The sequence below is a fragment of the Veillonella sp. AS16 genome (assembly GCF_000517785.1).
GTDB lineage: Bacteria > Bacillota > Negativicutes > Veillonellales > Veillonellaceae > Veillonella > Veillonella denticariosi.
The window spans coordinates 165,223-191,451 of record NZ_AZYX01000007.1 but is presented as its reverse complement, the minus strand read 5'-3'; the positions used below and the strand labels follow the sequence as shown (position 1 = coordinate 191,451).

The 26,229-nt window shown below is 41.0% G+C and carries 24 protein-coding genes; 3 read left to right on the top strand and 21 right to left on the bottom strand.

The window, feature by feature from the left end; genetic code table 11:
* Positions 1 to 182: 182 nt before the first annotated feature.
* The 3 genes from HMPREF1521_RS01005 to HMPREF1521_RS00995 are packed head-to-tail and all read right to left on the bottom strand — an operon-like array spanning position 183 to position 2,368.
* Positions 183 to 902: an amino acid ABC transporter ATP-binding protein gene (locus HMPREF1521_RS01005; RefSeq protein ID WP_038114760.1), complete on the bottom strand. Its 720-nt coding sequence runs from the start codon at positions 900 to 902 to the stop codon at positions 183 to 185.
* Positions 899 to 1,549 (bottom strand): amino acid ABC transporter permease, encoded by a 651-nt coding sequence (locus HMPREF1521_RS01000; RefSeq protein ID WP_038114756.1) that lies wholly within the window; start codon positions 1,547 to 1,549, stop codon positions 899 to 901. The genes HMPREF1521_RS01005 and HMPREF1521_RS01000 overlap by 4 nt, the downstream gene beginning before the upstream one ends.
* A gap of 15 nt (positions 1,550 to 1,564) precedes the next feature.
* Complete coding sequence (locus HMPREF1521_RS00995) at positions 1,565 to 2,368, bottom strand: basic amino acid ABC transporter substrate-binding protein (RefSeq protein ID WP_038114753.1); 804 nt, start codon at positions 2,366 to 2,368, stop codon at positions 1,565 to 1,567.
* Positions 2,369 to 3,307: 939 nt separating this feature from the next.
* Between HMPREF1521_RS00995 and HMPREF1521_RS00990 the strand changes: the two genes are divergently transcribed.
* Positions 3,308 to 3,910, top strand: a complete 603-nt coding sequence (locus HMPREF1521_RS00990) for an HD-GYP domain-containing protein (protein WP_038114752.1) — start codon at positions 3,308 to 3,310, stop codon at positions 3,908 to 3,910.
* 102 nt (positions 3,911 to 4,012) lie between these two features.
* On the opposite strand, the gene HMPREF1521_RS00985 is transcribed toward HMPREF1521_RS00990, so the two are convergent.
* The 16 genes from HMPREF1521_RS00985 to polA form a co-directional block, all read right to left on the bottom strand.
* Positions 4,013 to 4,702: a ComF family protein gene (locus HMPREF1521_RS00985; protein WP_038114751.1), complete on the bottom strand. Its 690-nt coding sequence runs from the start codon at positions 4,700 to 4,702 to the stop codon at positions 4,013 to 4,015.
* Positions 4,702 to 6,855 carry an ATP-dependent RecD-like DNA helicase gene (locus HMPREF1521_RS00980; RefSeq protein ID WP_038114748.1) on the bottom strand — a complete coding sequence of 718 codons (2,154 nt, stop codon included), beginning with the start codon at positions 6,853 to 6,855 and terminating at the stop codon, positions 4,702 to 4,704. The genes HMPREF1521_RS00985 and HMPREF1521_RS00980 overlap by 1 nt, the downstream gene beginning before the upstream one ends.
* Entirely contained in the window at positions 6,855 to 7,619 is a 765-nt protein-coding gene (locus tag HMPREF1521_RS00975; protein ID WP_038114745.1) for a shikimate kinase, read from the bottom strand. The genes HMPREF1521_RS00980 and HMPREF1521_RS00975 overlap by 1 nt, the downstream gene beginning before the upstream one ends.
* A gap of 17 nt (positions 7,620 to 7,636) precedes the next feature.
* Positions 7,637 to 8,569 carry a bifunctional riboflavin kinase/FAD synthetase gene (locus HMPREF1521_RS00970; protein ID WP_038114742.1) on the bottom strand — a complete coding sequence of 311 codons (933 nt, stop codon included), beginning with the start codon at positions 8,567 to 8,569 and terminating at the stop codon, positions 7,637 to 7,639.
* Positions 8,570 to 8,571: 2 nt separating this feature from the next.
* The gene (locus HMPREF1521_RS00965; protein ID WP_038114740.1) at positions 8,572 to 9,513 is read right to left on the bottom strand and encodes a tRNA pseudouridine(55) synthase TruB; all 942 of its coding nucleotides are present in this window, start codon (positions 9,511 to 9,513) and stop codon (positions 8,572 to 8,574) included.
* Positions 9,513 to 10,457, bottom strand: a complete 945-nt coding sequence (locus HMPREF1521_RS00960) for a bifunctional oligoribonuclease/PAP phosphatase NrnA (RefSeq protein WP_038114737.1) — start codon at positions 10,455 to 10,457, stop codon at positions 9,513 to 9,515. The genes HMPREF1521_RS00965 and HMPREF1521_RS00960 overlap by 1 nt, the downstream gene beginning before the upstream one ends.
* A 17-nt stretch (positions 10,458 to 10,474) precedes the next feature.
* On the bottom strand, positions 10,475 to 10,831 hold the full coding sequence (rbfA, locus tag HMPREF1521_RS00955) for a 30S ribosome-binding factor RbfA (protein WP_038114735.1): 357 nt from the start codon (positions 10,829 to 10,831) through the stop codon (positions 10,475 to 10,477).
* A gap of 9 nt (positions 10,832 to 10,840) precedes the next feature.
* Positions 10,841 to 13,336, bottom strand: a complete 2,496-nt coding sequence (infB, locus tag HMPREF1521_RS00950) for a translation initiation factor IF-2 (RefSeq protein ID WP_038114733.1) — start codon at positions 13,334 to 13,336, stop codon at positions 10,841 to 10,843.
* A 15-nt stretch (positions 13,337 to 13,351) separates the two neighbouring features.
* Positions 13,352 to 13,657, bottom strand: coding sequence for a ribosomal L7Ae/L30e/S12e/Gadd45 family protein (locus HMPREF1521_RS00945; RefSeq protein ID WP_038114731.1), 306 nt, complete (start codon positions 13,655 to 13,657; stop codon positions 13,352 to 13,354).
* Between the two features lie 17 nt (positions 13,658 to 13,674).
* Entirely contained in the window at positions 13,675 to 13,944 is a 270-nt protein-coding gene (rnpM, locus tag HMPREF1521_RS00940) for an RNase P modulator RnpM (RefSeq protein WP_038114729.1), read from the bottom strand.
* 2 nt (positions 13,945 to 13,946) lie between these two features.
* Entirely contained in the window at positions 13,947 to 15,023 is a 1,077-nt protein-coding gene (gene nusA, locus HMPREF1521_RS00935; RefSeq protein WP_038114728.1) for a transcription termination factor NusA, read from the bottom strand.
* Between the two features lie 17 nt (positions 15,024 to 15,040).
* Positions 15,041 to 15,499 (bottom strand): ribosome maturation factor RimP, encoded by a 459-nt coding sequence (rimP, locus tag HMPREF1521_RS00930; protein WP_038114727.1) that lies wholly within the window; start codon positions 15,497 to 15,499, stop codon positions 15,041 to 15,043.
* A 244-nt stretch (positions 15,500 to 15,743) separates the two neighbouring features.
* Positions 15,744 to 16,451: a hypothetical protein gene (locus tag HMPREF1521_RS00925; protein ID WP_038114726.1), complete on the bottom strand. Its 708-nt coding sequence runs from the start codon at positions 16,449 to 16,451 to the stop codon at positions 15,744 to 15,746.
* Positions 16,435 to 16,989 carry a lytic transglycosylase domain-containing protein gene (locus HMPREF1521_RS00920; RefSeq protein ID WP_038114725.1) on the bottom strand — a complete coding sequence of 185 codons (555 nt, stop codon included), beginning with the start codon at positions 16,987 to 16,989 and terminating at the stop codon, positions 16,435 to 16,437. The genes HMPREF1521_RS00925 and HMPREF1521_RS00920 overlap by 17 nt, the downstream gene beginning before the upstream one ends.
* A 27-nt stretch (positions 16,990 to 17,016) precedes the next feature.
* Complete coding sequence (gene coaE / locus HMPREF1521_RS00915; protein ID WP_038114723.1) at positions 17,017 to 17,631, bottom strand: dephospho-CoA kinase; 615 nt, start codon at positions 17,629 to 17,631, stop codon at positions 17,017 to 17,019.
* 12 nt (positions 17,632 to 17,643) lie between these two features.
* Positions 17,644 to 20,265, bottom strand: coding sequence for a DNA polymerase I (polA, locus tag HMPREF1521_RS00910; protein ID WP_051435727.1), 2,622 nt, complete (start codon positions 20,263 to 20,265; stop codon positions 17,644 to 17,646).
* Between the two features lie 179 nt (positions 20,266 to 20,444).
* Between polA and rpsT the strand changes: the two genes are divergently transcribed.
* Together rpsT and HMPREF1521_RS00900 are read left to right on the top strand one after the other, a co-directional pair.
* A complete protein-coding gene (gene rpsT / locus HMPREF1521_RS00905) occupies positions 20,445 to 20,705 on the top strand; it encodes a 30S ribosomal protein S20 (protein ID WP_038114721.1) in 261 nt (86 codons plus the stop codon).
* A gap of 139 nt (positions 20,706 to 20,844) precedes the next feature.
* Positions 20,845 to 23,043: an RNA ligase gene (locus HMPREF1521_RS00900; protein ID WP_038114718.1), complete on the top strand. Its 2,199-nt coding sequence runs from the start codon at positions 20,845 to 20,847 to the stop codon at positions 23,041 to 23,043.
* Positions 23,044 to 23,216: 173 nt separating this feature from the next.
* Here the strand turns inward: HMPREF1521_RS00900 and ade are convergent, their stop codons facing one another.
* Together ade and HMPREF1521_RS00890 are read right to left on the bottom strand one after the other, a co-directional pair.
* Complete coding sequence (gene ade, locus HMPREF1521_RS00895) at positions 23,217 to 24,890, bottom strand: adenine deaminase (RefSeq protein WP_038114716.1); 1,674 nt, start codon at positions 24,888 to 24,890, stop codon at positions 23,217 to 23,219.
* Between the two features lie 13 nt (positions 24,891 to 24,903).
* A complete protein-coding gene (locus HMPREF1521_RS00890) occupies positions 24,904 to 26,217 on the bottom strand; it encodes an NCS2 family permease (protein ID WP_038114714.1) in 1,314 nt (437 codons plus the stop codon).
* Between the last annotated feature and the right edge of the window lie 12 nt (positions 26,218 to 26,229).

Below are 26,229 nucleotides of genomic sequence, written 5' to 3'. Positions count from 1 at the left end.
TAAATTACTATCATCATAATTTTTGATAGGTATAAAGGCATTCATTTATCATGAATTTAAATATGAACCTTTTCAGTTTTCTTTATGAACAAAAAAGAGATGTAATTACAACGCAATGTAATCACACCTCTTAATATCTCTCAATTATGACTAATCTGATGTCTATCGATTATGATTGATCATTATAAAATTTTAGATAGGAATAATTTTGTTCTATCATTCGTCGGCGATTCAAATACATGTTTAGGCGTATCGTCCTCTAAGATTAAGCCGCCGTCTACAAACAGCACTCGGTCCGCCACTTCTTTCGCAAAATTCATTTCGTGAGTAACGATAACCATCGTCATCCCTTCATAAGCAAGAGACTTCATAACATCAAGTACTTCCCGAACCATTTCCGGATCAAGAGCGGAAGTCGGCTCATCAAAAAGCATTACTTTCGGTTTCATCGCTAACGCACGAGCGATAGCCACACGTTGTTTTTGCCCGCCCGATAAGGAATCGGGATACGCATTTGCTTTATCGGCTAAACCTACTCGATCAAGTAAAGCCTGTCCGACTTTCTTAGCGTCCTCATCAGATAATTTACGCACCTTCTTTTGCGCCAATGTTAGATTCTCCATTACTGTCATATGAGGAAATAAGTTGAAGTTTTGGAATACCATGCCCACTTCAGCGCGTACTTCGTTCAACTTGGTCTTATCAGCCAAATCCATGCCATCAACAATAACCTTGCCCGATGTAGGTTCTTCCAAGTAATTCATCGTACGCAACACCGTACTTTTACCGGAACCGGATGGGCCGATGATTACCACAACTTGCCCCTGTTCAATATGCAAGTTGATACCTTTAAGTACTTCATTTTTACCGAAGGTTTTATGTACATTTTCTAATCTAATCATTTAATGCTGTATTTCCTTTCAAGGTATCCAACTAATTGAGAAATACTCACCGTCATTATGAGATAAATAATGGCAACGGTTCCCCAAATCTCAAATGACGCATACGTTTTTGCGATAATTAATTGACCGCGACGTGTTAACTCTTCAAACCCGATAACAGAAACCAATGAAGAATCTTTCAACATCGCAATAAATTCATTCCCCAATGGAGGAATTATTGCTTTGAAAGCTTGCGGCATAACGATATATCGCATCGTTTGCCCCCAAGTCAAACCAAGAGAACGTCCCGCTTCCATCTGCCCTTTATCGATAGATTGAATACCGGCACGGAAAATTTCAGAAACATAGGCACCGGAGTTAATGCTACATGCGGTTACAGCAGCAATAAACGGATCGATTCTCTGTCCTGTAAGCATCGGCAATGCAAAATAGATTAAAAATATTTGTACCAAAAGAGGGGTACCACGAATTATATCAACATAACATTTGGCCAATAGTCTAACTATACTGAAATTTGATAAATTCGCTAAAGACACCAATAAACCTATAAAAAATCCACAGCCTACCGACATTGCGGTTATTTCTACTGTTACTAAGGCTCCTTGCAGTAAAAGCGGCAAATTACTAGATATGACATTCCAGTCCATTCATTACTCCCTATACTATTTAAAATCTACAACAACGGGCATATCTGCAGGTGCATCTACATTAAACCATTTTTTATATAATGCATTAAATTCGCCATCCGCCTTCATCTCTTCAATAGCTTTGTTTATTTGTTCCTGTAAAGCCTTATTATCTTTATTAATTGCAATACCGAGATATTCTTTCGTATTCGGATATGCCATATATTTAATCTGTTGGTCCGGATGTTTTGTAGTGTAATATTGTGCTACAGGCAAATCGATAACCGTTGCATCAGCCCCGCCATTTTGTAATTCTAACAGAGCTTCGTTACTATGGTCAAATTCTTTTACCGTAGTACCTTCAATTTTATGTGCCAAATCGGAACCTGTAGTACCTAATTGAGCCGCAATTTTCTTGCCCTTTAAATCATCTAAAGAGTTGATATTCTGACCGTCTTTAAATACAACGGCTAAAGCATTTTCATAATATGGAGATGAGAATAACACTTTTTCACTTCTTGCTTTTGTAATGGTCATACCGGATGCCGCCACATCGATATCATGTGTATTCAAAGCCGGAATCAACGCATCAAACGCGACATTTTTAAGTTCTACATCTTTATTGATACGCTTGCCGATTGCACGGATCAATTCGATATCAAAACCGGTATAATCCTGTGTTTTTTCATCTTTAAATTCGAACGGTACAAAAGTCGCATTCGTACCTACAATTAATTTATTAGATGTGTCAGCGGTTGATCCACAACCGCCTACAACAGCACCGGCCATAATCAGCATACAACTACCAAGAATTAGTTTTTTTAATTTATTATGTAACATAGTATCACCCTCATAAACTTAATTTTCAATTACTATATTGATAGTATAGACATAAGGTATAAATATGTCAATATTTTTGTATATATTATTCCGTTTAATCGACATACTTCCGATATAATCCCCTTTGCCTATACATCTTATGAATATTTATTACATCAATGTATACTCTATTTACTTTAACCATAGGATTTATAACCGTTTACCGATATACATATGTATAAAAGAAAAAGCACATGAGAAAAGCCTCATGTGCCTATATACGGCTGACCTGGTTTTTGCCCCCACACTCGCCTGCTGGAAGGTTCGCTCATAAGTCTGTGACTCCCCACTACTACTCCTCTCGTGTTACCGGCAGGACTTACACCTAAGCCGCACCATGCTCACAGCCTCTCGGGCTGCTTATGTGGATCGTTTCGCCTGCGACTGGCATCGACTTGCAACCACAGACCCGTATAAAGTTATTATAAATAATATTCTCATTACTGTCTAGGTATACGCTTATTAACCCGTCTTTTAACCGTAGAATTTAATTGATGTATTCTTTTAATACCATACAAACATAACACTTTTCCCCACATAATATGTCCGAACATACTGTCTCTTTATTCTCAGTAGAATAAAAATAAATTTTTCAAGTCTTTTTTTCGTTGTATAGAAAATAGGAATAGAATACATAAAAATTTCTTCATAATTCTATCATTTTTATTAAATCAAATTTTTAAAGCACTGTTATTATTGCATTCCTAAAAAGTCAATCATTTTTTGTATGATAAATACGAATACTAGCATCATAGAAGAACATATGTCTCATACACAAAAAAATTTTTATGGTGTATAATACGTATACTGTTAATAAAGAACGAACCAAAAGTTGTACGATATAAACATTTATACTTGGGGATGTATAATATGTTATGTAGGTGAGTAAAGGGGTTTACTATGTTTATGTTATCATTAATGCAGCCGTCAGGGCTGTATGAATTGGAGAAAGATAGTCTAGAGGCCATCAGTGCACAATTATTACAGATGATACAGATGAAAAGCTATCATCTATATACGCATTCCATCCAGGTTGCCAATTATGCAGTCAGTATCGCCGCAAAAATGGGGTTGCCCCTAAATGAAATTGAGCAAATTCGTCATGCCGCCTTACTCCACGATGTAGGGCTCTTGATGGTGCCTAATGCACTTATACAAAAGTGTCCATATCTGAACAAACAAGAAATGTCCAAATATAAACAACATGCTGCAAGCGGTGCCAACATGATTGAAAATTATCCGTGTTGCCAGCAAATCTTGCCTTATATCCGCTATCATCACGAAAAATGGGATGGTTCCGGATATCCGAAGCATTTACGCGGGGCTAATATTCCATTAGGTGCCCGTATTATCGCCGTTGCTGATTATTATGACACAACGGTTAATCCATCCACCGAATTTTGGGCAAAAACTAAGGCGAAAGCAAAAGAAGAACTCTTCAGTGCATCAGGCTCTCTCTTCGATCCAGATGTGGTAAAAGCCTTTATCGATGTCCTAGGATAAATTATGTTTTTATCTAAAGGTCTATGCTCTGGCCTCAAACCATAACACCTAATTCTATATTTAATGTACTAATTTAAGATACAAATAATGTATGAACTATCATTAGAAGCTCCCACTGGCAAGTGTAAGGGCTTCTATTTTTTTCGGCCTCTTTAATCGCAATATTTTAGCTACCGCCTCCAAGGTGGCACCGGTAGTATAAATATCATCCACAATAAGAATTCTCTTACCTTCCAGATTAACATCATCATAATCACAATGCATCATGAAAGCACCATCAATATTAGCGTGCCGTTCTTTATATGTCAGACTCCACATATCACGCTCTGTATCAAATTTGTAAAGGCAATCAAGCCACTCAAAATAGGTAGGATACATATGATGTAATGCATCCGCCCAAGTTTTAAAAAATAGATCCACCTGGTTATATCCTCGTTGTTTTCTCTTAGCTGCACCGGATGGAACAGGAACAATATAATCAAATACATGCGAATTTACAGTATCATTATTAAATTTTCTGTGCATGTAAAAGTTGTACGATACTAAAAAAGGAGCAGCCCCTTTGGACTGCTCCTTTTTTTCGTTAAATTTGACATCATATATCATGGACTTCATACCGCCCTTATAGTCAGCCAATATACATACATCATCCAAATAATGTAAAAACTTGTTCGGTACATGGCGAATATGTAAAAGTTCGGTAAAACAGGATTCACACCAATCCCCTTGTGATACTACCTCAGCACCGCAATGCGGACATGTAGGAGGAAATAAAAAATCCCATAAGCTCATTACGAATCACAGCTCCCCTGTATGCGTTCCTTAAATAATGTATACCGTTCATCAGCATTTACCGTATGAACCGCACGGTCAATAGCACTCGTTGTACCGACAATGATAACCTTACGCTTAGCACGTGTTACAGCCGTATATAATAAATTTCTCTGCAACATACCGCCGTATCGGGGTACAAAAGGAATAATCACCACACCATATTCACTGCCTTGACTCTTATGCACCGTAATCGCATAAGCAGGCATAATCATATGTGCATCATCGATAGAAAGACGCACTTCCTTATGGATAAAACGGATACAAATATCCGTTCTCGAAATGGCATAAATAATACCGATTTCACCGTTAAATATATCCAAATCATAGTTATTCAAAATCTGAATAACCTTATCTCCGACGCGATACGTAATACCATTAACACGAACCTCACCCTTATGACTGTCAGGAGGATTCAATGCTTGTTGTACATATTGTGATATACGTGTACTCCCCGCTTCCCCGCGACGCATGGGCGAAATAATCTGAATATCCAGTTCATCCTCTATATGCTCCTGCTCACGCTTATACACATCAATGATAACTTTCATCAGCGCATCATAAGAGTTCACAGGAATAAAAGAAAATTCATCGCCATTACCATCGAGTTTAGGCATATCACCCCGATTAATAGCATAAGCACTGTCGACAATTGTATTACCAGAATTCTGCCGATAAATCTGATTTAGCCTTGTATAGGGCACGCATTCACTGTCAAGCAAATCCTTAAGAACAAAACCAGCACCTATCGGCGGCAACTGATCCACATCGCCCACAATGATGACATGAGCCTCCCTGGGAATAGCCGCCATGAGAGAATAAAACAAACGCACATTCAACATGGAGGCTTCATCTATGATGATAACATCAATTTCGAGAGGATCATCTTCATTCTTCGTAAAATCATATGAATCGCTCCCCTGGACGGGTACCAGTAAGCGATGAATCGTAGTCGCTTCAAACTCCGTCGCCTCCGTCAGCCGCTTAGCAGCACGCCCTGTCGGCGCACAGAGAATGATACGCCCCAGGCCGCCTAATTGAAAGCCTTTCACCAGGGCCTTGATAATCGTTGTTTTACCTGTACCGGGTCCACCTGTGATAAGGGAAAACTTTTCAAAAAAAGACAGTTTGATGGCTTCCTTCTGAGCATCACCGAAAGTAATGTGATTCTCCTGTTCAAATCGATTGATAAACCCCTGTATATCAAGCGATATGGGGTCAGCTTCCAGTAGAAAGTCACGCGTATAATTAGCGCCTTCCACTTCGGCTACATACATCTGAGGCGGATAGATATAGAGAATATCATCGTAATAAGTACTGTAAAGAGCACCTTGCTCCAATAAGGATTCAATAAAATCAGCAATATCATCTGCATCTGTTTGTAACAGATCATCCATGCGACCGATAAGCTGATCCACCGGTAAGCATGTATGGCCCTGATTATCGAGATTTCGTAAAATCCATTCAAGACCGGCCTCAAGTCGTCGCATATCGCTGCCAGCAATTCCAAGATTTTCAGCCAGCGTATCTGCCGTTCCGAAGGCCATATCTTGAGCCACGCGAAGCAATGTATACGGATTATCCTTGATTACATCGACGGCTTGTACCCCATAGTATGTATAAACGGTACGGCTCCATTTCGATGAAATATGGTGACTTTCAAAGAAATGATTCAGATCCGCTAAAATGCCTTCCCCTAATAAGGTATTAAAAAGTTCATCCTTAACGCTTTGTCTCAGCCCCGGTACATCCTTGATTTCCTCAGGTCGTTCTTCGCGCAATACCTCTAAGATCCGAATACCGAAGTAATCGAGCACCTTTTCAACAGATTTTTCACCGAAGCCTTTGATGCCGAGATTCATCAGGTATAATTTAGCGGCCCCCATATTATCGGGTTTCAATTTCTCTATACTGAAAGAATCAAACTGAAAACCGTATTTCGCATGCTCCACATATCGGCCACGAACTTCGATATCCTCGCCTTCCTTAGGCGATTCGAACTTACCCGTACAAGTAATGTATTCCTCATTATAATCTTTCAATATAAACACACAATATGTGCGCTGTGTATTTTCATATATAGTTCGGTATACAACTCCTCGTATGGCGTCCATTATTTCTCCGTATTCGGCAATGCCTCAATGATTTCTTGTACCGCATCGGTAATACTGCCTTCATTACCGATTTTAATATGTGCAACCTTTTCATATAAAGGATACCGTTCTTCATAAACATTAAAAATGTACTCGATACTTTCCTTTACAAGAGGTCTGATTTCCAAATCCAAATCATCCAGAATATGATTGACATCGCGATTCACGAATACAACCAATCCGTTATTTCGCATGAGTTTAACCGTTTTATCATAGGTAACCGTACCGCCGCCGGTCGCTATCACCGACGGTTTATTCCGGATGAGTTCTTTAATCGTGGAATATTCATATTTACTGAAAGCATCCTTACCATCGTAAATAAAAATGTTCTGCACCGATTTACCGACCTTATCTTGAATGGTCTGATCCAAATCGTAAAAATCACGCCCCAATTCCTTTGCCAGCATTTTTCCGACCGTCGTCTTGCCTGCGCCGGGCATACCGATAAGGAAAATGTGTTTATGCATATGCTCTTTCAAAAACTCGTTACTCATGGACACAACAGTTTTTAAGTAATTCTCCACATATGGCGACAAATTTTTATCCTTACAAAGATCCTTGTGCAAAGCAATGATATCTTCATCACGCTCTTCATCGATAAGCGGCAAATGATGCTCATCCTTATACTTCCCGATTTCCTTTATCAGGTTTAACCGTTTTTCAAATTCTTTAACCAATACGGCATCTATGCTATCAATTTGTTTACGAGCTTCTTTAATATCCATTAGAACCCCCTCTATCCTCACGAGTCAGTCAAAATACGCAACGCTTTCTCTTCATCGACTTTCATCTGATCGATTAGATCCTGCAAATGGCTGAATTTAACCTCTGACCGTATATACGAAATAAATTGAACAATAACACTTTGTCCATATACATCTTGATCAAAGTCAAATACATGAACTTCACATCGATGATATTGATTCTTAAAGGTCGGATTATCTCCGATATTGCCGACTCCGTTATACCATTTCTCATCAATACATACACGATTTGCATAAACACCATCGGGAGGAATCGCCATTTCATCAGGTAAGAGCAAGTTCAACGTAGGAAATCCCAACGTCCGTCCCCGTTGATCACCTTTAATTACGGTCCCCTTGAATTGATACGGTCGACCTAGCCACTTTGTGGCATCCTCCATACGTCCTTCTTGAATCGCCTTGCGAATTTCCGTACTGGAAATCGGTTTTTCCAAAGAATCGCAAGGTAATAACGGCTGTACCAAAACACGGATGTCCGTAGAACCTAATGACTGCTGTATATAGGAAGGATTTCCCAACCCCTGCGCACCAAAGGTAAAATTCTCACCCATTACAATTGCGGCTACATTCATGTTTTTGCATAGAATTTTAAGGAACTCCTCCGCCGTGACACGCAATAAACCTGCCGTCATAGGTAACCGTAAAACATAGTCCACATCCATAGATGATAAAATATCGTCCATAACATCCTGCTGAACCAGTAACTTCGGCACTCTATCCGGATGTAAAATAGTCAACGGATGACGTTCAAATGTGACAATGATACTCACCGCCTGTGCTGATTTAGCCTCTTGCACAGCCTTATATATAACTCGCTGATGACCTCTATGAATGCCGTCAAAGGTACCCAAGGCATATACTTTTCTATCTTTGATTTGGCGCAATTCATCAAACGAATGTATTTGCTTCATACTTATCCTTTAATAAAAATATTTTTATCCACCTTCAATGTGTGGTCTGTTCGTTTCATAATACCTATAAACCCATGAGGTCCATAGGCTCTATAGAGATGACCTGTTTCTGTGAAAGCAAAATCTTTACCAATGGGTAACTCCTTGCCTTCTATCATCATCCTTAATTGTACACTATTTACAACGACTTGTGAAAGATGGGAAACCGCCGTATCCGTCGGTAATAGTAAGCTTTCACCATGGACCATCAGCTCTTCAGCAATCTTGGTCATGGAGATATCAAAAGGGCCCACCTGTGTACGTGCCAAGGATGTCATCGTGCCAGGAATTCCAAGAGATATACATATATCGCGTAACAGGGATCGGATATACGTGCCCCCTGAGCAGGTAATACGGACTGTGAAGTAAGGAAATCCATACGCCATGAGTTCAATATGCTTAATATGAATTCGACGTAACGGCAATTCTACAGAAATCCCCTTACGAGCGTATTCATAAGCGCGAATACCGTTCACCTTGATTGCCGAATATCTTGAGGGCCGTTGATGCTGGTCTCCTTCAAAGGTTTTCAATGTGCTTTGTAGTTCATCAAAACCAGGCTTGCCAATAGATTCATCTAGAAAAGACGAGCCTGCCTCAGCATCTACGAGAACACCTGCTCTAAGAGACATATCCGCATCGGGCAGTACCGGATTGCCGGAACTATCCTCCGTATCCGTAAAGGTACCGAATTTACATTCCGCTACATAGGTCTTGTCAAAGCCCTCCGTGTATTCTATGAGGCGAGTCGCCTTGCCGAGAAATATAGGTAATACACCATATGCCATGGGATCTAACGTTCCGCTATGGCCGATGCGTTTTTCTTTTAAAATACGACGACATATAGCCACCGCATCGTGACTGGTAATGCCGGGCGGTTTTAAAAACGGTAAAATACCATCCATTATTTAATAGCCTCAATTAATACGCGTTTAGCCTCTGTTAATGGTAAATTAATCGTACAGCCGGCGGCACGGATATGACCACCGCCGCCAAAACGGGCAGCAATTGCGTTTACATCCGCCCCTCTAGATCGCAGGCTCACACGCGTGCGATTATCCGACTCGGCTTTCAGCAAAATGGAAATATCCACCGTATCTACATTGCGGATTATATCCACGAAACCGTCTGTATCATCACCGAGAATAGCCATAGCCTCTCTGTTTAATTCGATGGTAGCCACAGTATCATTTTTATAAAATTCAATGGTCTGCATAATCTGCTTCGTCAAATCGAGACGCTCCGCCGATACAGCCTCAATCGTCTCTGAAATCACATTAGGTCTAGCCCCTGCAGCAACACATTTAGCAGCCATTTCTAGCGTATTAGCCGTTGTATTGCTGAATTTAAAGAATCCGCAATCCGTGGCAATAGCCATATATAGAGCGGTCCCCATGGACTCTGTAATAGGCCAATTCCATTTTGCACATAAATCGGTAATGATTTCACCGGTAGCAGCAAACTCAGGCTTTAAGTATAGATGATCCGCAAATTCCGTATTGGAAATATGATGGTCTATATTAAAAATAGGTGCACTCCAGAGTGCACCTACTTTGCCAATTCGCTCATACGTGCTAGCATCCAAAACCATGAGCATATCAATATCCACAGGATGGGACTCAAAATACGCTACATCATGGATATGATCCGTATACTGTAAGAAAGTGTATTTATCAGGTACTACATCATCCACTACCATATATACGGTTTTGCCTTGCCCTACAAGGGCTTCATAAAAGGCGACCATAGAGCCGATAGCATCGCCATCGGGACGGATATGGACGGTTAGCATAATAGAATTAGCTTCACACAGAGCCATATGTAATTGATTAATTGTAATCTTACTCATGTTCTGTATCCTTTGTGTTAATTTGTTTCTTCATCCTTTTTAATCTCATGTAAAAGGGATTCGATGCGCATGCTGTAATCCAGCGATGTATCCTTATCAAAGGTAATCGTAGGAATATGGCGCAATTTAAGTACCTTTCCGAGTTCGGTACGAATATGGCCTGATGCATGCTTTAATGCGATAAGAGTATCTTCTTTTTCCTTATCGGAACCAAACAAGCTGACGTAAATAGTAGCTTCTCGTAAATCACCCGTCACATGCACATCTGTAACGGTAGTGAAGCCGATGCGAGGATCCTTTAATCCGCGCATCAGCATTTGACTTACCTCTTGTTTGATAAATTCCTGTAATTTTCTGACACGAACGTCACTCATAATAACCTCCTAAAGTTGAGGTGCAATTTCTTCCATCAAGTATGCTTCGATAACGTCGCCTTCCTTGATATCGCGATACCCTTCAAGGGAAATACCGCACTCGAAGGATGTTTTTACTTCCTTAACTTCATCTTTAAATCGACGTAAAGAATCGACCTTACCTTCGAAAACAACGATGCCGTCACGAATCAAACGTACTTCGGAGTCATTTGTAATACGACCTTCCGTTACATAAGAACCTGCAACGATAGCCTTCGGTGTGGAAATAACCTGGCGCACTTCCGCACGGCCTACGACAACCTCTTTAAATTGAGGTGCCAACATACCGCGCATAGCGGATTCAACGTCATTAATGGCATCATAGATTACACGATACGTACGTAAGTCGACCTTTTCCTGTTCAGCCGCACGGCGAACGTTTGCATCAGGACGTACATTAAAGCCCATTACAATCGCATTGGATGCGGATGCGAGCATAATATCGGATTCGTTGATAGCACCTACTGCAGCATGAACGATAACGATGCGAACCTCAGGATTTTTAATCGCTTCCAAAGATTGACGCAATGCTTCTACAGAACCTTGTACGTCGGCTTTGATGATGATATTGAGATCCTTCAACTCGCCTTGTTGGATTTGATTGAAGATATCATCCAATGTAACCTTATGTGTAGCCTGTAATTCCTGAACACGTTGTTTAGCAATACGTTTTTCCGCGATTGCCCGTGCTTCATTATCATCCATACCGTTGATGATTTCACCGGCTTGAGGAACCTCGGAGAAGCCCAAGATTTCCACCGGCATGGAAGGGCGGGCTACTTTTACCCTTTCACCACGTTCATTAGTCATGGCACGAACCTTACCGTACGCCGTACCCGCCAGCACCGTATCGCCAACGCGAAGGGAGCCTTTTTGTACTAAAACTGTACAAACGGCACCACGGCCCTTATCAAGTTGAGCCTCGATAACGACACCGTACGCTTTGCGATTAGGATTTGCCTTTAATTCCATAACCTCTGCAACGAGCAGGATATTTTCAAGCAAATCATCAATACCTTGCTTCTGCTTTGCAGAAACCGGCACCATAATTACATCTCCGCCCCATTCTTCAGGCAAGAGACCATGTTCGGACAGTTGTTGTTTTACATGGTCAGGATTTGCGCCCGGTTTATCCATCTTATTGATGGCAACGATAATAGGAACTTCAGCAGATCTTGCATGGTTAATAGCTTCGATAGTTTGAGGCATAACACCGTCATCCGCGGCAACCACAAGGACGGCGATATCCGTGGACTTTGCACCGCGTAAACGCATCGCTGTGAAAGCTTCATGGCCCGGTGTATCAAGGAATGTAATCTTATTATCCTTGTAGCGAACCTGATATGCACCGATATGCTGTGTGATACCGCCCGCTTCGCCTGCGGTTACATTTGTTTGACGAATAACATCAAGCAACGATGTTTTACCATGGTCAACGTGCCCCATGATTGTTACAACTGGAGGGCGAGGTTTCAATGTTTCCGGTGCATCTTCAATCTCAATAACATCCGTTGGATCCTCTTCCGGTTCCACTTCCGTTACAGTAACGCCGAACTCCTCGGCCACGATAGTAGCCGTATCGACATCTACCTCCTGGTTAATGCTGGCCATAACACCTAAAAGCATCAACTTTTTAATGATTTCAGATACTTCACGACCCATTTTTTCAGCTAATTCTTTAACCGTTAAAGAACCGCTCAATTCGATTTCCGTAGCGATAGCCGCTTCCGCCTTGCGTTCAGCTTCCGCTTTTTGTTGCAAGTATTGTTCATTACGATGCTTTACGCGATTTTTTTTCTTCTGCATAGATGTGGATAACAAGGATTGCGGACGGTTATTACCGCCTTTTTTATTCTTCTTGTTACGGCGATCATCGTTGCGGTTATTACGATTATCGTTATTGCGGTTCTCATTATTACGAGTATCATGAGAACGACCGCTATTACGATTATCCTTATTTCGATTATCGTTATTGCGATTGTCATTGTTGCGGTTATTGGAACGATTATTAGGACGGTCTCCGGCAGATTGATTACCACTAGATTTGCGCGTAGGTTCACTTATTTGTACATGACGCACATTACTTCGCTTATGATCATCACGTTTGGATTGTTCTGTTTTCTGTGGTGCCTGTTTTTTATGCTCCTGCTTTTTTAACTCCTGTTTCTTCGGCTCTTGCGTTTTGTTGTCCGACTTTTTTTGCTCTTTTTTATGACTTACAGACTCTGATTTTTGAGGTTTAGACACCTGTTTATGTTCAGCCGTTTTAGCAGGTGCTTTATGTACAGTCTTAGATGCTGTACCATCTTTCTTGCTTAACTGTTTTTTTACAATGTCATATCCTGTCTCATCAACAGAATTAACAGCTGTAGTAATTTTAAAATTATGTTGTTGCAATATAGAAATGACCTGCTTGCTTTCTACGCCAAACTCCTTGGCAATTTCATGGACGCGTTTTTTGGACATCTGCATACCCCCTTATTATCGATCAATCTCTTTTAATAATGCTTTTGCAAATCCATCATCCAATACGGCTACCACTACCCGAACATCCTTGCCAATGGCCGTACCTAAAGCCTCTTTCGTGGCAATACTGCAAAGCGGGATATGATGTATATCTGCTAATTGTATATATTTCTTTTCATTGTTGGATGCACAGTCACCTGCGAGAAGGACCAACTTAGGTTCCTTTCTCTTAATGGCTTTTTCCACGATAAAATCACCGGAAACAACCTTACCTGCTCGTTGTGCTAATCCTAAGAGATTTAAAATTTTATCTTCATTCATAATATCTTAACCAGTGATTACTCGGTCTCTTGAAAATCACGTCGAAGTTGTTCGTATATCTCTTGAGATACACTATGTTTTAACGATCGCTCCAATCGTTTTGCCTTATAGGCCTGCTCAAAACAGGAAACGGATGAACATAGATAAGCGCCTCGTCCCGGTGCTTTACCGGTGCGGTCAATGCTGATAACGCCATCCGGACTCAAGGCCACGCGAATTAGTTCCCGTTTTACCTTGGACTCACCACAGCCTACACAGGTACGCATAGGTTGGGATTTCTGTTTCATGACTATTCACCACCCTCAGCAGTACCAAATCCCGTGAAAGGTTCCTCTGCCGCCTGAGTTTCACTCTTAATATCGATTTTCCAATTCGTTAATTTTGCTGCAAGCCTTGCATTTTGACCGGCCTTGCCGATCGCTAAGGACAATTGGTAATCCGGCACTACTACATAGGAAGATTTTTCCTCTTCGCTCACATCTACGGATACGACCTTTGCAGGACTTAACGAGTTGGCAATATAAATCGCCGGATCCTCATCCCATTTAACGATATCGATTTTTTCATCATGCAGTTCATCCACAATGTGTTGTACACGTTGTCCCTTCGGTCCTACACAGGAACCTACAGGATCGATGTTTTCATCACGGCTGTACACGGCGATTTTAGAACGCATCCCCGGTTCACGTGCAACGGATTTAAGCTCTACCACACCTTCGTAAATTTCCGGTACCTCCAACTCAAACAATCGTTTCAATAAGCCCGGATGTGTACGGGAAATCATGATTTGAGGACCTTTTGTCGTCTTCTTAACCTCTACAATATAACATTTGATACGGTCACCCTCGCGATAGGTTTCCGTCGCAATTTGCTCTGTAGGCGGTAAAATCGCTTCTGTCTTACCGAGATCAATAAATACATTCTTGCCTTCAACACGTGTAATAACACCCGTGATAATATCACCTTCACGGCTGTAATACTCTTCATAAACTACACTTCGTTCCGCTTCCTTCAATCGTTGAATAAGCATCTGTTTTGCCGTATGTGCAGCACTACGTCCGAAATTGGCAGGTGTTACATCTACCTCAACGATATCGCCGATTTCAAAACGCTTATCTTTTTTTCGGGCATCAAATAAACTGATTTCTGTTTCCGGCAACTCTACAGTTTCAACAACTTGTTTTTTTGCCATTACCTTATAATCGCCGGTTTCACGGTCAATCACAACGTATGCATCAGGATTAGATGTAGGTTCTTTGCGATACGCCTGCAATAATGCAGCCTCCAAAGACTCGAAAATAACCTCAGGAGCAAAACCTTTTTGCTTTGTAAGCACCATCACCGCTTGAATTAATTCTTGACTCACTCGTATGCCTCCATATATTAAAAATCAAGGTGTAATCGAATTTGTGCAACAGCAGACCGTTCAAACGAAATGCTTTCACCATTGATTGTAAAGTCCATAGTTGTATCCGTAAAGCCTTGTAACGTGCCCACATATTGTTTGCTGCCGTTAATAGGTTTAAATAACTGAATATCAACATCGCGACCGTTATAACGAACTAAATCCTTGTCCTTTTTTAATACCCGATCAAGACCTGGAGAAGATACCTCCAACAAGTAGTTCTCCTTAATCGGATCCTTTTCATCGAGGACCGCACTTAATTTTTCACTGACCCCTTGGCAATCGTCCAAATCCACACCACCGGGTTTATCAAGGTAGACACGCAAATACCAGTCCCTCTCGCGCACATAGTCCACATCGACTAACTCCATATCGGTGCCGGCTATAATGCCTTCAACTACAGAGGAAACAAATTCCTCCACCGCCTCTCTTTTCATAGCCATCGCCTCCTAACAATTTACTACAATCTATATATCTTTTAGTTAAGGTATTTCTTAAGAGTGTTAATCATAAATGAAAGAGTGGACATACGCCCACTCTTTTAAAAGATTTATATAAAAGTCATATATAGTATATCATATTTACTATATATATACAAATTATCCCCTAATTTCGGGTATTGGAAAAAAATTTTCCAGACGTCTTCACAAATGTGTCAAGTTTGAAATCGACCCGATATGCTTATACGGATTCTTGTAAGCTGCGCTCATTGAGATCATGCAATACAATCTGAAGATACTCCCGCAAGAGCGAGCTCAAATCATCTAAATTCTTTGCATCTAAATGATGATCGATTTCCGGATAGTTTTTATATCGCAGTTCAGCAAAGAACTCATCACGCAGTTCATTATAATACAGTAGCAACCCCGTACATTCATCCATCTTGCGATATTCACCGATAATAAAGGATCCGTTAATCATGCAAATAGCATGTGCAGGATCTACATCGCGCACAAAACCTTCCAGTTCATCAGGCATAACCTCTGAAAAATTCCATGTAGGAATACCTCGACGTTTATAGGTGAACGTAAAATTTTCTGACGGATTTATGAGCATATTCGTCAGCCCTTTTACACAGCGTTCCTGTAATCCTGCCCAGAACGAATCAAGATCCGCACGAACAAAAGATATATCTACAAAAGAGAAAAGCGGTAATTCCACATGTACCGTATAGTCCTCCACCTCTTTATCATAGAGGGCGCACCAACGCCATCCTAGTGTATTTTCATAATGAAAAAGGGGTACAGTCATTACCTTTTCACCTGCAGCGATACGTTTCTGTATAGCAGTACAAGCATCGGGCTCCGTAACGAACAAGGAAAAATCCCCCACGGTCTGAGGTAGCCATGAGTAGTCCAAGTTCTTACAGGATTCAATAATCCGGTCCATATAAAGCTTCATACCTTTCTTGATATTGTAATACGGCCTTTACATAGCTTCGCGTTTCAGGAAATGGTATCGTATCGACCATCCCGTTCCATTTATTCTCCTGTAGCCATGCTTCAACATGTCCGCGCCCTGCATTATATGCGGCTAAAGCCATCACTTCATCGCCGTTAAAATCTTTTAACAGGTGTGCTAAATACCAGGTCCCTAACTCGATATTCGTTGCCGGTTCTTTTAACTGTCTGTCGGTATAATTACCATGTCCCACCTGCTCCGCTATCCAACGTGCCGTCTCCGGCATGAGCTGCATCAATCCGAGAGCCCCTGTTTCGGATTCCGCCGTATTTCTATACTTACTTTCAGCGAGAATCACACTGGCCACTAACGCGGGAGATACATCTTCCTTTTCAGCGGCAGCCATAACCTCCGCCCGATAGTCAAAGGGATATACAAACTGGCGCGCTACAAAATCGTCAAGGTGAGCAAAATAAAACCAGCCCAAAACGACGCATGATAACGCCGTTGCTGTTGTGCGTTTCATAAGTCCCCCTTCTATCGATCAAATTAATCACTCAAATGGCTTTAAAACAGGGTCTATCCGAGTAGACCATATAGATTGCAGTTGTTTCTCTAACTCATGAGGAGCTCCGTTATTATCTATAATTATAGTCGCATAAGACCTCTTGTCGTCAAGTTTCATTTGACTGTGAATGCGAGCTAACGCATCACTCCGAGAATATCCATTACGCTCCATTAAACGCTGCACCTGCGTTGTTTCGTTTACATAAACGAGCCATACCTCATCCATCATAGTATACCATTCCCCCTCGATTAGAAGAGGAATATCATAAATGAGTACGGGCACCCTCTTCTCTTCGTATTTTTCGGTAAGCTCCATGATACGCGCCCGAATATATTGTTTTAAGCAATGATTTAATACATCACGTTTCGAATTATCATGAAAAACGATATTTCCCAGAATCTCACGATTCAAAGTGCCATCCTTATGTAGTACTTCGCTACCGAAATGCTCAACTACGGCTTCTAACCCTTTCGTTCCGGGCTCCACCACTTCCCGAGCTACCACATCCGCATCTACATAAGGAATACCGCGCTTTTTAAAAAATGATAAAACTGTGCTTTTACCGGACGCAATACCCCCGGTTAAGCCGATTTTTTTCATATGATTTCCCTTTTATTTCACCAAGGCCCAATTTTCCGCACTATGCACATCCACAATGAGCGGTACCTCCAGTTCCACAACGTTCTCCATAATGCTACGCAATAATTCTTTCACCGCATCGAGTTCGGAATTTACCGCTTCCAGCACGAGTTCGTCATGAACCTGTAACAATAGACGCGATACGAATTTTCCTTCTTCCAGCTTTTCTTCCACCTGATTCATAGCGATTTTAATGATATCCGCCGCCGTTCCTTGAATCGGTGTATTCATAGCCGTGCGCTCCGCAAAGGAACGACGATTAAAATTTCGGCTGTTAATATCCGGCAATTCCCGTTGACGGCCGAACATAGTACGAACTTTACCTGTTTCATGGGCCTCTTGCACCATACGGTCCATGTATTCCTTAACCTTCGGATACCGGCTGAAATACAATTCGATATAATTTTTTGCTTCCGCCCGGGTTATACCGAGATCTCTGGACAAACCGAAATCGGAAATTCCGTAGATGATACCGAAATTAACCGCTTTTGCATGAGAACGTTCTTCGCTTGTCACATCTTCCTGTGCCTTTCCGAGCACCTCCGCCGCCGTAAAACGGTGAATATCCTTACCGTCCTTGAAAGCTTGAATTAACGCCTTATCACCGGATAGATGGGCTAAAATACGCAATTCGATCTGGGAATAATCGGCACTCACCAATGTGTCATAGTCCGTCCCCGGATAGAACAGAGCTCGAATCTCACGTCCTTTTTCCGTACGAACCGGAATATTTTGTAAATTCGGATCCGATGAACTCAAGCGACCTGTAGCCGTCACCATCTGGTTAAAGCTGGTGTGAATACGATGCGTCTTTTCATTAATTAATACCGCAAGGCCTTCTAAATAGGTAGATACCAGTTTTGCCACAGATCGATACGCGAGAATCTTTTCTACAATCGGACTCTCATTACGCAACATATCAAGCACTTCCGCATCTGTGGAATAACCGGTCTTCGTTTTCTTAATGACAGGCAATCCTAATTTTTCGAACAAGATGACGCCCAACTGTTTCGGTGAATTAATATTGAAAGTTTCCCCTGCAAGTTCATATATCTCCTGCTGTACGGCTTCCAGTTCGGCCTTAAACCGAACCGTTGTTTCTGAAAGCTTTTCAGGATCGATATAAATACCGTTCTTTTCCATTACTACTAACGTATGGGTAAGAGGTAATTCTATACTTTCATATAGGGACCATACATTTTCTCTATGAGCGGCATCATAGGCCCCGGAATTCATGGCAAGTAAAGCTTCCACCATGGATACGCACTCCACATCGACACTGCCACTGGCAATAGCCGGTACGAAAAAACGCTCGGTCAAATACAGATATCCGTAATTAGTCCGCGTCGGATCAAGCAAATATGCCAATAGTGATATATCATGAATCCGTGCCGTACCGTCATCATTAAACAGAGATATCCGAGCAGGTTCAGCCTCGTTAAACGCCTCCAGCAATTCTTTCGCCTGAGTAGTTACAAGCGTCTCAGCCCCCTTCAACACAGGAAGCACGGCATTAACGTCATCTGTTTTTACAACCCTATCCCCATTCGACAGATAAATCGAGGCAGGAACTCTGAACGGGGATTTTCCATCCAATATAACATGAACCGCTACCGTTTTTTTGTCATAGTAATCTGCAGTTAAATCCTTTGCATCACCTAGATTTTCCAAAGAAATCTCCTCTTGAGGCGCAAAAAGAGAACCCGGTTCTCCAAAAGCTTCGGACTCACCGCCCATAACCTGTGCGATGCGCGGTGTCAACTTGGTAAAGCCCAGAGTCTCAAACAGAGGTTGCACCTCAGAGGGATGAAAGTTCTGCACAAAATCATCCACCGTATAGGATAAATCCATATCCGTTTTAATCGTTGCCAGTTGACGGGACAAAAATGCCAAATCTTTATTTTCTGCAAGACGTTCCTTCAATTTTTTACCGGAAATATCCTCAATATGATCGTATACGGATTCAAGAGTGCCGTATTCAGTAATCAGCTTAAGAGCCGTCTTTTCTCCAACACCAGGAACCCCTGGAATATTATCGGACGAATCCCCCATGAGAGCTTTCATATCGATGACCTTATCAGGACCATATCCGTAGAGTTCCTCCATGTTATCCGGAGTTACCTCCAACATTTCGGAAATGCCCTTCTTCGTTAATAGCACATGACTGTACTTTGTAATGAGTTGTAAATTATCGCGGTCACCGGTGATAATTTTGACCGCCAAATCATCGGAGCCGAACTTTTTACTCAAGGATCCGAGAATATCATCACCTTCAAAGCCTTCTTCTTCAATGACACAGATGCCAAGTGCTTTCAGAACATCCTGAATAAGGCTGAACTGAGGCCGCAAATCCTCCGGTGCATCGGGACGATTCCCTTTATAATCGCTGTACAATTCAGTTCTGAATGTTTGACGTCCCTTATCAAAAGCTACCGCCACATAATCCGGTTTAATTTCTTCATACAGCTTGATAAGCATCGTCAAAAAACCGTAAACCGCATTGGTAGGCGTTCCCAATGCGGAACTCAACGGAGGCAATGCAAAAAACGCACGAAATAATAAACTGCTTCCATCTATGATCATTAATTGTTTCATAATACACCTCACTTAATTCTATCATTTATTATATCATATAGAGCATTAAGGCTCTCATAAAATCCATGTTATAAATTAAGGAGTATAATCAGTCTTCCTCTGTAAAAGTTCTTGCGTATCAATATGCTGTGTGATATAATCATTCAGGTATAAGAAACGAATTTAAGGAGGTGACTCAATTGCCAAATATTAAATCCAGTATTAGAAGCGTAAAAACGGATGCTGAACGTCGTGCGAAAAATGCCGCTGTAAAATCTAAAATCCGTACAGCAGCTCGTAAAACCGTTGAAGCTGTTCAAGCAGGCGCAGTAGAAGAAGCTAAACAAGCACTTGTTCATGCTACTAGCGTAATTGATAAAGCAGCCTCCAAAGGTATACTTCATAAAAACACTGCAGCTCGCAAAAAATCCAATCTAGCAGCTAAAGTGAATGCTTTATAATATAAAAGCTATCTAAACAGCCTCTCGGATTTCCGTGAGGCTGTTTTTTTATTCTATTCCAACCTATCCTTTAAATTAATTCGTTTCACATACTTTATTATTTCATGTTCGCCCTTTGGGCAGAGAGAGGATTATTACTATGAGAACACTACTACTTATGCGCGGTGCTCCTGCTAGTGGTAAGTCTCAGTGGATTCGTGACAACAATCTTGAGGCTTACACCCTTGAAGCCGATCATTTCCGTATGCTTTTACGTAGCCCTGTTATCAGTGACGATGGCTGGTATATTTCCCAAAAGGACAATGATGCGGCATGGAAGCTGTTACTTGATTGTTTAGAACAAAGAATGAGCCACGGTGATTTCATCGTTCTTGATGCCACTCATACCACACCGAAGAGCGTCAATGGATATAAAGAATTAATCAATCGATATAAATACAGCGTCTATTACTATGAACAAGAAACCACTCTAGAGGAGTGTTTAACACGTAATGCATCACGTTTAGAATACAAGCGAGTCCCTGAGCAAGTCATCAAACGCATGTATAAAATGATAAATACCCATTCCCTTCCCAGCTTCTGCAAAAAAATTACATCAATAGATGAAATCAACAACTACTTCACTGTTAATGTAACGGAAAAATATGATCGCATTCGTGTCATTGGCGACATTCATGCCTGCTATACGGTATTACAAAAGGCAATCACGCCTTGGGACGAAAAAACATTATACATTTTCTGCGGTGACTATTTGGAACGTGGCATTGAAAACAAGGAAATGCTTTACGAAATGATGCGACTCAGTGAACTGCCGAATACAATTATGCTGGAAGGCAATCATGAAAAGCATATCAAAAATTTCGCCTTTAACACAGAGTTGAATACATCAAAAAGTTTCTTAAAGGAAGTCATCGCCCCTATCATTAAAGATATGTCTAAGAAAGAAATCAATTCGCTACAACGTGATTTACGTCTATTTTATAAACGTCTTCGTCAATGCTATCCATTCATATTTCATGGCAGAAAATATTTAGTTTCTCACGGCGGTATATCCTATGTACCCAATATGACGTATATCAGTACGGATACATTTATCAAAGGATATGGCAGTTATGAAACGGATATTGCTAAAATATATGATAAAAACTATGAAAATGGACTTTGTCAGGATTTCATTCAGATTCATGGACATCGAGATGTACCGGATGGTACCTACTCCTATTGCCTAGAAGGTGAAGTGGAATTTGGAGGAGAACTCAAATATATTGATATCGTAGAAACTACGTTTACTAAAAAAGGCATAAAAAATGATATATATGATAAAAATTATATGCGTCATGATTTTGAAAGAATGTCACAGCATACCATATTTACACAAAATGAAGATATCAATATAATAGGTAATTCTAAACTGGTGAAAGTAAAAGCTTGCGAGCCGAACCTTTACTCCCTTAACTTTACACCTCGTGCATTTCATAAGCGTCAATGGAATGATTGCACCGTTCAGGCCCGCGGTTTATTTGTAGATCGCATCACGGGAGACGTTAAGCTACGCAGCTATAACAAATTCTTTAATATTGGTGAACGACCGGAAACACAATGGCCCAGTTTAGCTGATACACTCTCCTTTCCGGTAGAAATTCGTGCCAAAGAAAACGGATTTCTTGCCATTCTCGGTGTAATTAACGATGAATTTGTATTTGCTTCCAAAAGTACGACTAAAGGCAGTCACGTAACAATCTTTAAGGATTTATTTTTACAATTGCCTAAGGAAATACAGATGGGAATAAAAGAACTACTGAAACGTGAAGATTGTTCCATCATTTTCGAAGTTATCAGCTCACAGGATACGCATATCATCCGATATGAAAAAGACCACCTGTTTATATTAGACCTCATACCTAATTCATTGGATATAAACGGTAAACATGTGGACGTAGCCTTTTCTAAACATCATTTACAAAGTATAAATGAACTATTGAAAGTAAACACATGTGATTTTATATCTATTGTAAACACGATAAAAACAGTCGATTCCATTCATGAATTAACAGAAGTTCTCAATGAACAAATGAACTCCTATAAACCGGCTGAAGGTATAGTCTTAGTTGATAGAAACGGTTTCATGGCTAAATTAAAAGGATCTTATTACTCTGATTGGAAACATCGGAGAAACCGTATTCTTGAACCTTATCAGGAAACAGGCATAATGCCTTACGACAACTGTAAATCAGAAGAAGATCTCAAATTTGCCTATTCGTTGGCTAAGTTGGATTTCGACACCGTTAAAACGGCCACTTTACTCGATGTAAAAAAAATGCTTGGCATTGAAGATTAATGCAAAATAATTTATACAATTTAAAACTATTAAGACAGAGCCTCACAGAAATCTGTGAGGCTCTGTCTTTAACTAAAATTATTTTCACTAAAATTATTTTCTAAGGATTAATCTACGTTTTTATTTGATATTTTTGTATACTTTTATTTGCTTTTAAATCGGCAATAAAATCCTTAAAACTCCATTACTCCCGTTGTGGTGATTCGAATTTCAGGTATCACCGTCAACGCTAAGAAGCTGAGATTAATGAACGGATCCAATGTTTTAGGCACGCCCATGGAATAGGCGATTTCCTTCATTTTGGCCACCTTTGTATCCACCTCTTCATGCGGACGATTTGTGATGAGCCCCATAACTTCCAAAGGCAACTCTTCGATTACCTTTTCTCTACCGGTAATAACATATCCGCCGCCGATTTCACGAATTCTATCGATAGCAATCATCATATCCGCATCATTATCTCCGACGACGATCAGATTATGTGAATCATGTGCAAAGGATGTGGCAATGGCACCGTTCTTTAGGTTAAACCCCTTCAAGATGCCTACACCATTTCGCCCGGTCGCCTTATACCGTTCTATACAGGTAATCTTGTTAAATGCATCATTAGGCACGAATAATCCATTTTCTGAAGGTACGTCTTCCATCGTTTTCTTCGTTACAATCTGCCCGGGAACAATATTAATAATCGATTGAGGCCCTTCAACGGAAATATCTAATTTATCCTTTGTGAAAGCACCGATATTAATGGTATGCAGTAATTCCTCCGGCACAACCTTTTCTTCTCTTACGGGAACGCGTTCAATCGGTTTCCCTTTATAGAACACCTCGTGAATATCCACGCGTTGCTCATCATTGAGGATTACCAGATTGGCGCTATAACCGGGCGCAACTGCACCTAAATTTTTTAATCCGTAACATGATGCCGGATGTGTAGAAGCCATTTTATATGCCTCAATAGGTTTGAGCCCTAACTCGATAGAGCGACGAATATTATAGCTGATATGTCCTTCGGAACGAATATCCTCAATATGTTTATCATCCGTACAGAATCCATATCGTTCCGTATTCGCCTGCTCCCCTATAATCCCTTTTACAATAGAGTCTAGATTATGAGCGGCACTACCTTCACGAATCCATACATAAATACCGTTTCTGACTTGTTCTTTAGCCTCATCATAAGAGATACATTCATGATTTGTCGTAATCCCCGCTAATCGATAACTTGCAAGCTGCTGTGGTGAAAGTCCGATTATATGACCATCCATAACGGTATTCTTAAAGTAATCCAGCTTCTTAAGCATATACGGATCAGCATTAATAACACTATAACAATCCATGACCTCCCCTAAACCTAAGATGCGAGAATTGCTCTGTAATCTATGTAATTCATCGCCATCCAGTATGGCGCCGTTATCCTCTCCGGGTACAGCAGGTACACAGGATGGCGCCATAACATATACATCCCCCTGAGCAGTAGCAGTTTCATTAATCATATACTCAATACCGGCAATACCCGCTACATTACCGGCTTCATGAGGGTCTACAATAAATCCTAACGTTCCCACTTGAGAGGCCTCAAATACGAGTTCTTTCGGATTCACCAAGGTGGATTCCAGATGGAGATGACTGTCTATAAATCCGGGCACAATATATTTACCGCTGTAATCATATTCTGTTTCACCGGTATATGTTCCTACACCTATAATCGTGTCATCATGAATCGCAATATCCGCTTTTATCCATTCATCGGTGAATACATTTAAAACAGATGCCCCCTTCAATACGACAGGAGCCTTATCCAGCCCCTGTGCCTGTCGAGAAATTTTTGCATTAAATTGTATCATATAAGGGTCCTCCCTACATAAAGACTTCTTTCAAAACGAAAATGAGCGCCAAGAAATACATAACGCCGGAAATATCTCGGTACTTACCGGTCAACACTTTAATCAAAACATAACTGATGAGTCCCCATTCGATACCTACACCTATGGAGTAAGCAAATGGCATCATAATAATAGTCAAAAATGCCGGTAGTCCTTCAGAAATATCTCCGAAGTCGATGTCCTTAACGGATGCCATCATAAATAGACCTACCACGATGAGTACCGGCGCTGTAGCCGCCACAGGAATAACCATGAGTAACGGTGCCAGGAATAAGGACGCTATAAAAAGCCCCGCAATGGTTAACGCGGTCAGCCCCGTACGTCCCCCCTCTGCGATACCCGCAGCCGATTCAACCGCCACGATATGAGGTGATGTACCTAGTGCACTACCGATAATAGTGCCTAAAGCGGATACTTTCATACAGGAACTCTGAACACCCATCTGTTTCTCCTGAGGTACCTCAGCTTGATTTGTAAGGCCGATTAATACACCGACCACATTAAATAAATTGACAAATAAAAATGTAAATGCCACAAACACCATATCCACAGATAAAAGTTCGCTCATATCATAGTGAAACCAAATCGGTGCCAACGACGGCGGCATGGAAAATACCGTGACCGGTAATTTGGTAATACCACAGAAAAATCCCACGACCGCGGCAATGATAACGGCCAGAAAGATTCCACCTTTTACATTACGGCCCGTAAAAACGGCGATCAATATAATTCCCAATATAGATACCAGGCTGGATGGGCTTTGTAAATCGCCAATGCTCACAATGGTAGCAGGATTGCTGACGATAAGACCTGCACTGCTGAGGCCGATGAGGGCGATAAATAATCCGATGCCCGCCGTTACTGCCAATTTAATCGTATGAGGTATGGCATTGAACAGGTATTCTTTTAACGGTGTAACCGCAATCAGTAAAAATGCCAAACCTGCAATCAATTGAGCCGTCAAAGCAAAGGCAAAACTATGCCCCATCTGAACAACAATAGTGTAAGCAAAAAATGCATTAATCCCCATACCAGATAATCCTGCAAACGGCATATTGCTATACAGAGCCAACAATAAAGTCATGATGATTGCGCTCACGGCCGTCGCCGTGAATACAGCACCTACATCCATACCTGCAGCACCAAGAATAGCCGGATTTACGGCTAATACATAAGAAACACAAAGAAATGTGGTGGCCCCTGCAAATAACTCTCTTGATACGGATGAACCTCGTTCTGAAATCTTGAATACTTTGTCCCATACACTACCTTGTACTTGTTCTCTCATAATAATTCCTCC

What these genes read in the sequence shown, in the direction of transcription:
- HMPREF1521_RS01005 (WP_038114760.1), bottom strand. Translation starts at nt 902, where the DNA reads ATGATTAGATTAGAAAATGTACATAAAACCTTCGGTAAAAATGAAGTA.
- HMPREF1521_RS01000 (WP_038114756.1), bottom strand. Translation starts at nt 1,549, where the DNA reads ATGGACTGGAATGTCATATCTAGTAATTTGCCGCTTTTACTGCAAGGA.
- HMPREF1521_RS00995 (WP_038114753.1), bottom strand. Translation starts at nt 2,368, where the DNA reads ATGTTACATAATAAATTAAAAAAACTAATTCTTGGTAGTTGTATGCTG.
- HMPREF1521_RS00990 (WP_038114752.1), top strand. Translation starts at nt 3,308, where the DNA reads ATGTTTATGTTATCATTAATGCAGCCGTCAGGGCTGTATGAATTGGAG.
- HMPREF1521_RS00985 (WP_038114751.1), bottom strand. Translation starts at nt 4,702, where the DNA reads ATGAGCTTATGGGATTTTTTATTTCCTCCTACATGTCCGCATTGCGGT.
- HMPREF1521_RS00980 (WP_038114748.1), bottom strand. Translation starts at nt 6,855, where the DNA reads ATGGACGCCATACGAGGAGTTGTATACCGAACTATATATGAAAATACA.
- HMPREF1521_RS00975 (WP_038114745.1), bottom strand. Translation starts at nt 7,619, where the DNA reads ATGGATATTAAAGAAGCTCGTAAACAAATTGATAGCATAGATGCCGTA.
- HMPREF1521_RS00970 (WP_038114742.1), bottom strand. Translation starts at nt 8,569, where the DNA reads ATGAAGCAAATACATTCGTTTGATGAATTGCGCCAAATCAAAGATAGA.
- HMPREF1521_RS00965 (WP_038114740.1), bottom strand. Translation starts at nt 9,513, where the DNA reads ATGGATGGTATTTTACCGTTTTTAAAACCGCCCGGCATTACCAGTCAC.
- HMPREF1521_RS00960 (WP_038114737.1), bottom strand. Translation starts at nt 10,457, where the DNA reads ATGAGTAAGATTACAATTAATCAATTACATATGGCTCTGTGTGAAGCT.
- rbfA (WP_038114735.1), bottom strand. Translation starts at nt 10,831, where the DNA reads ATGAGTGACGTTCGTGTCAGAAAATTACAGGAATTTATCAAACAAGAG.
- infB (WP_038114733.1), bottom strand. Translation starts at nt 13,336, where the DNA reads ATGTCCAAAAAACGCGTCCATGAAATTGCCAAGGAGTTTGGCGTAGAA.
- HMPREF1521_RS00945 (WP_038114731.1), bottom strand. Translation starts at nt 13,657, where the DNA reads ATGAATGAAGATAAAATTTTAAATCTCTTAGGATTAGCACAACGAGCA.
- rnpM (WP_038114729.1), bottom strand. Translation starts at nt 13,944, where the DNA reads ATGAAACAGAAATCCCAACCTATGCGTACCTGTGTAGGCTGTGGTGAG.
- rimP (WP_038114727.1), bottom strand. Translation starts at nt 15,499, where the DNA reads ATGAAAAGAGAGGCGGTGGAGGAATTTGTTTCCTCTGTAGTTGAAGGC.
- HMPREF1521_RS00925 (WP_038114726.1), bottom strand. Translation starts at nt 16,451, where the DNA reads ATGGACCGGATTATTGAATCCTGTAAGAACTTGGACTACTCATGGCTA.
- HMPREF1521_RS00920 (WP_038114725.1), bottom strand. Translation starts at nt 16,989, where the DNA reads ATGAAACGCACAACAGCAACGGCGTTATCATGCGTCGTTTTGGGCTGG.
- coaE (WP_038114723.1), bottom strand. Translation starts at nt 17,631, where the DNA reads ATGAAAAAAATCGGCTTAACCGGGGGTATTGCGTCCGGTAAAAGCACA.
- polA (WP_051435727.1), bottom strand. Translation starts at nt 20,265, where the DNA reads ATGAAACAATTAATGATCATAGATGGAAGCAGTTTATTATTTCGTGCG.
- HMPREF1521_RS00900 (WP_038114718.1), top strand. Translation starts at nt 20,845, where the DNA reads ATGAGAACACTACTACTTATGCGCGGTGCTCCTGCTAGTGGTAAGTCT.
- ade (WP_038114716.1), bottom strand. Translation starts at nt 24,890, where the DNA reads ATGATACAATTTAATGCAAAAATTTCTCGACAGGCACAGGGGCTGGAT.
- HMPREF1521_RS00890 (WP_038114714.1), bottom strand. Translation starts at nt 26,217, where the DNA reads ATGAGAGAACAAGTACAAGGTAGTGTATGGGACAAAGTATTCAAGATT.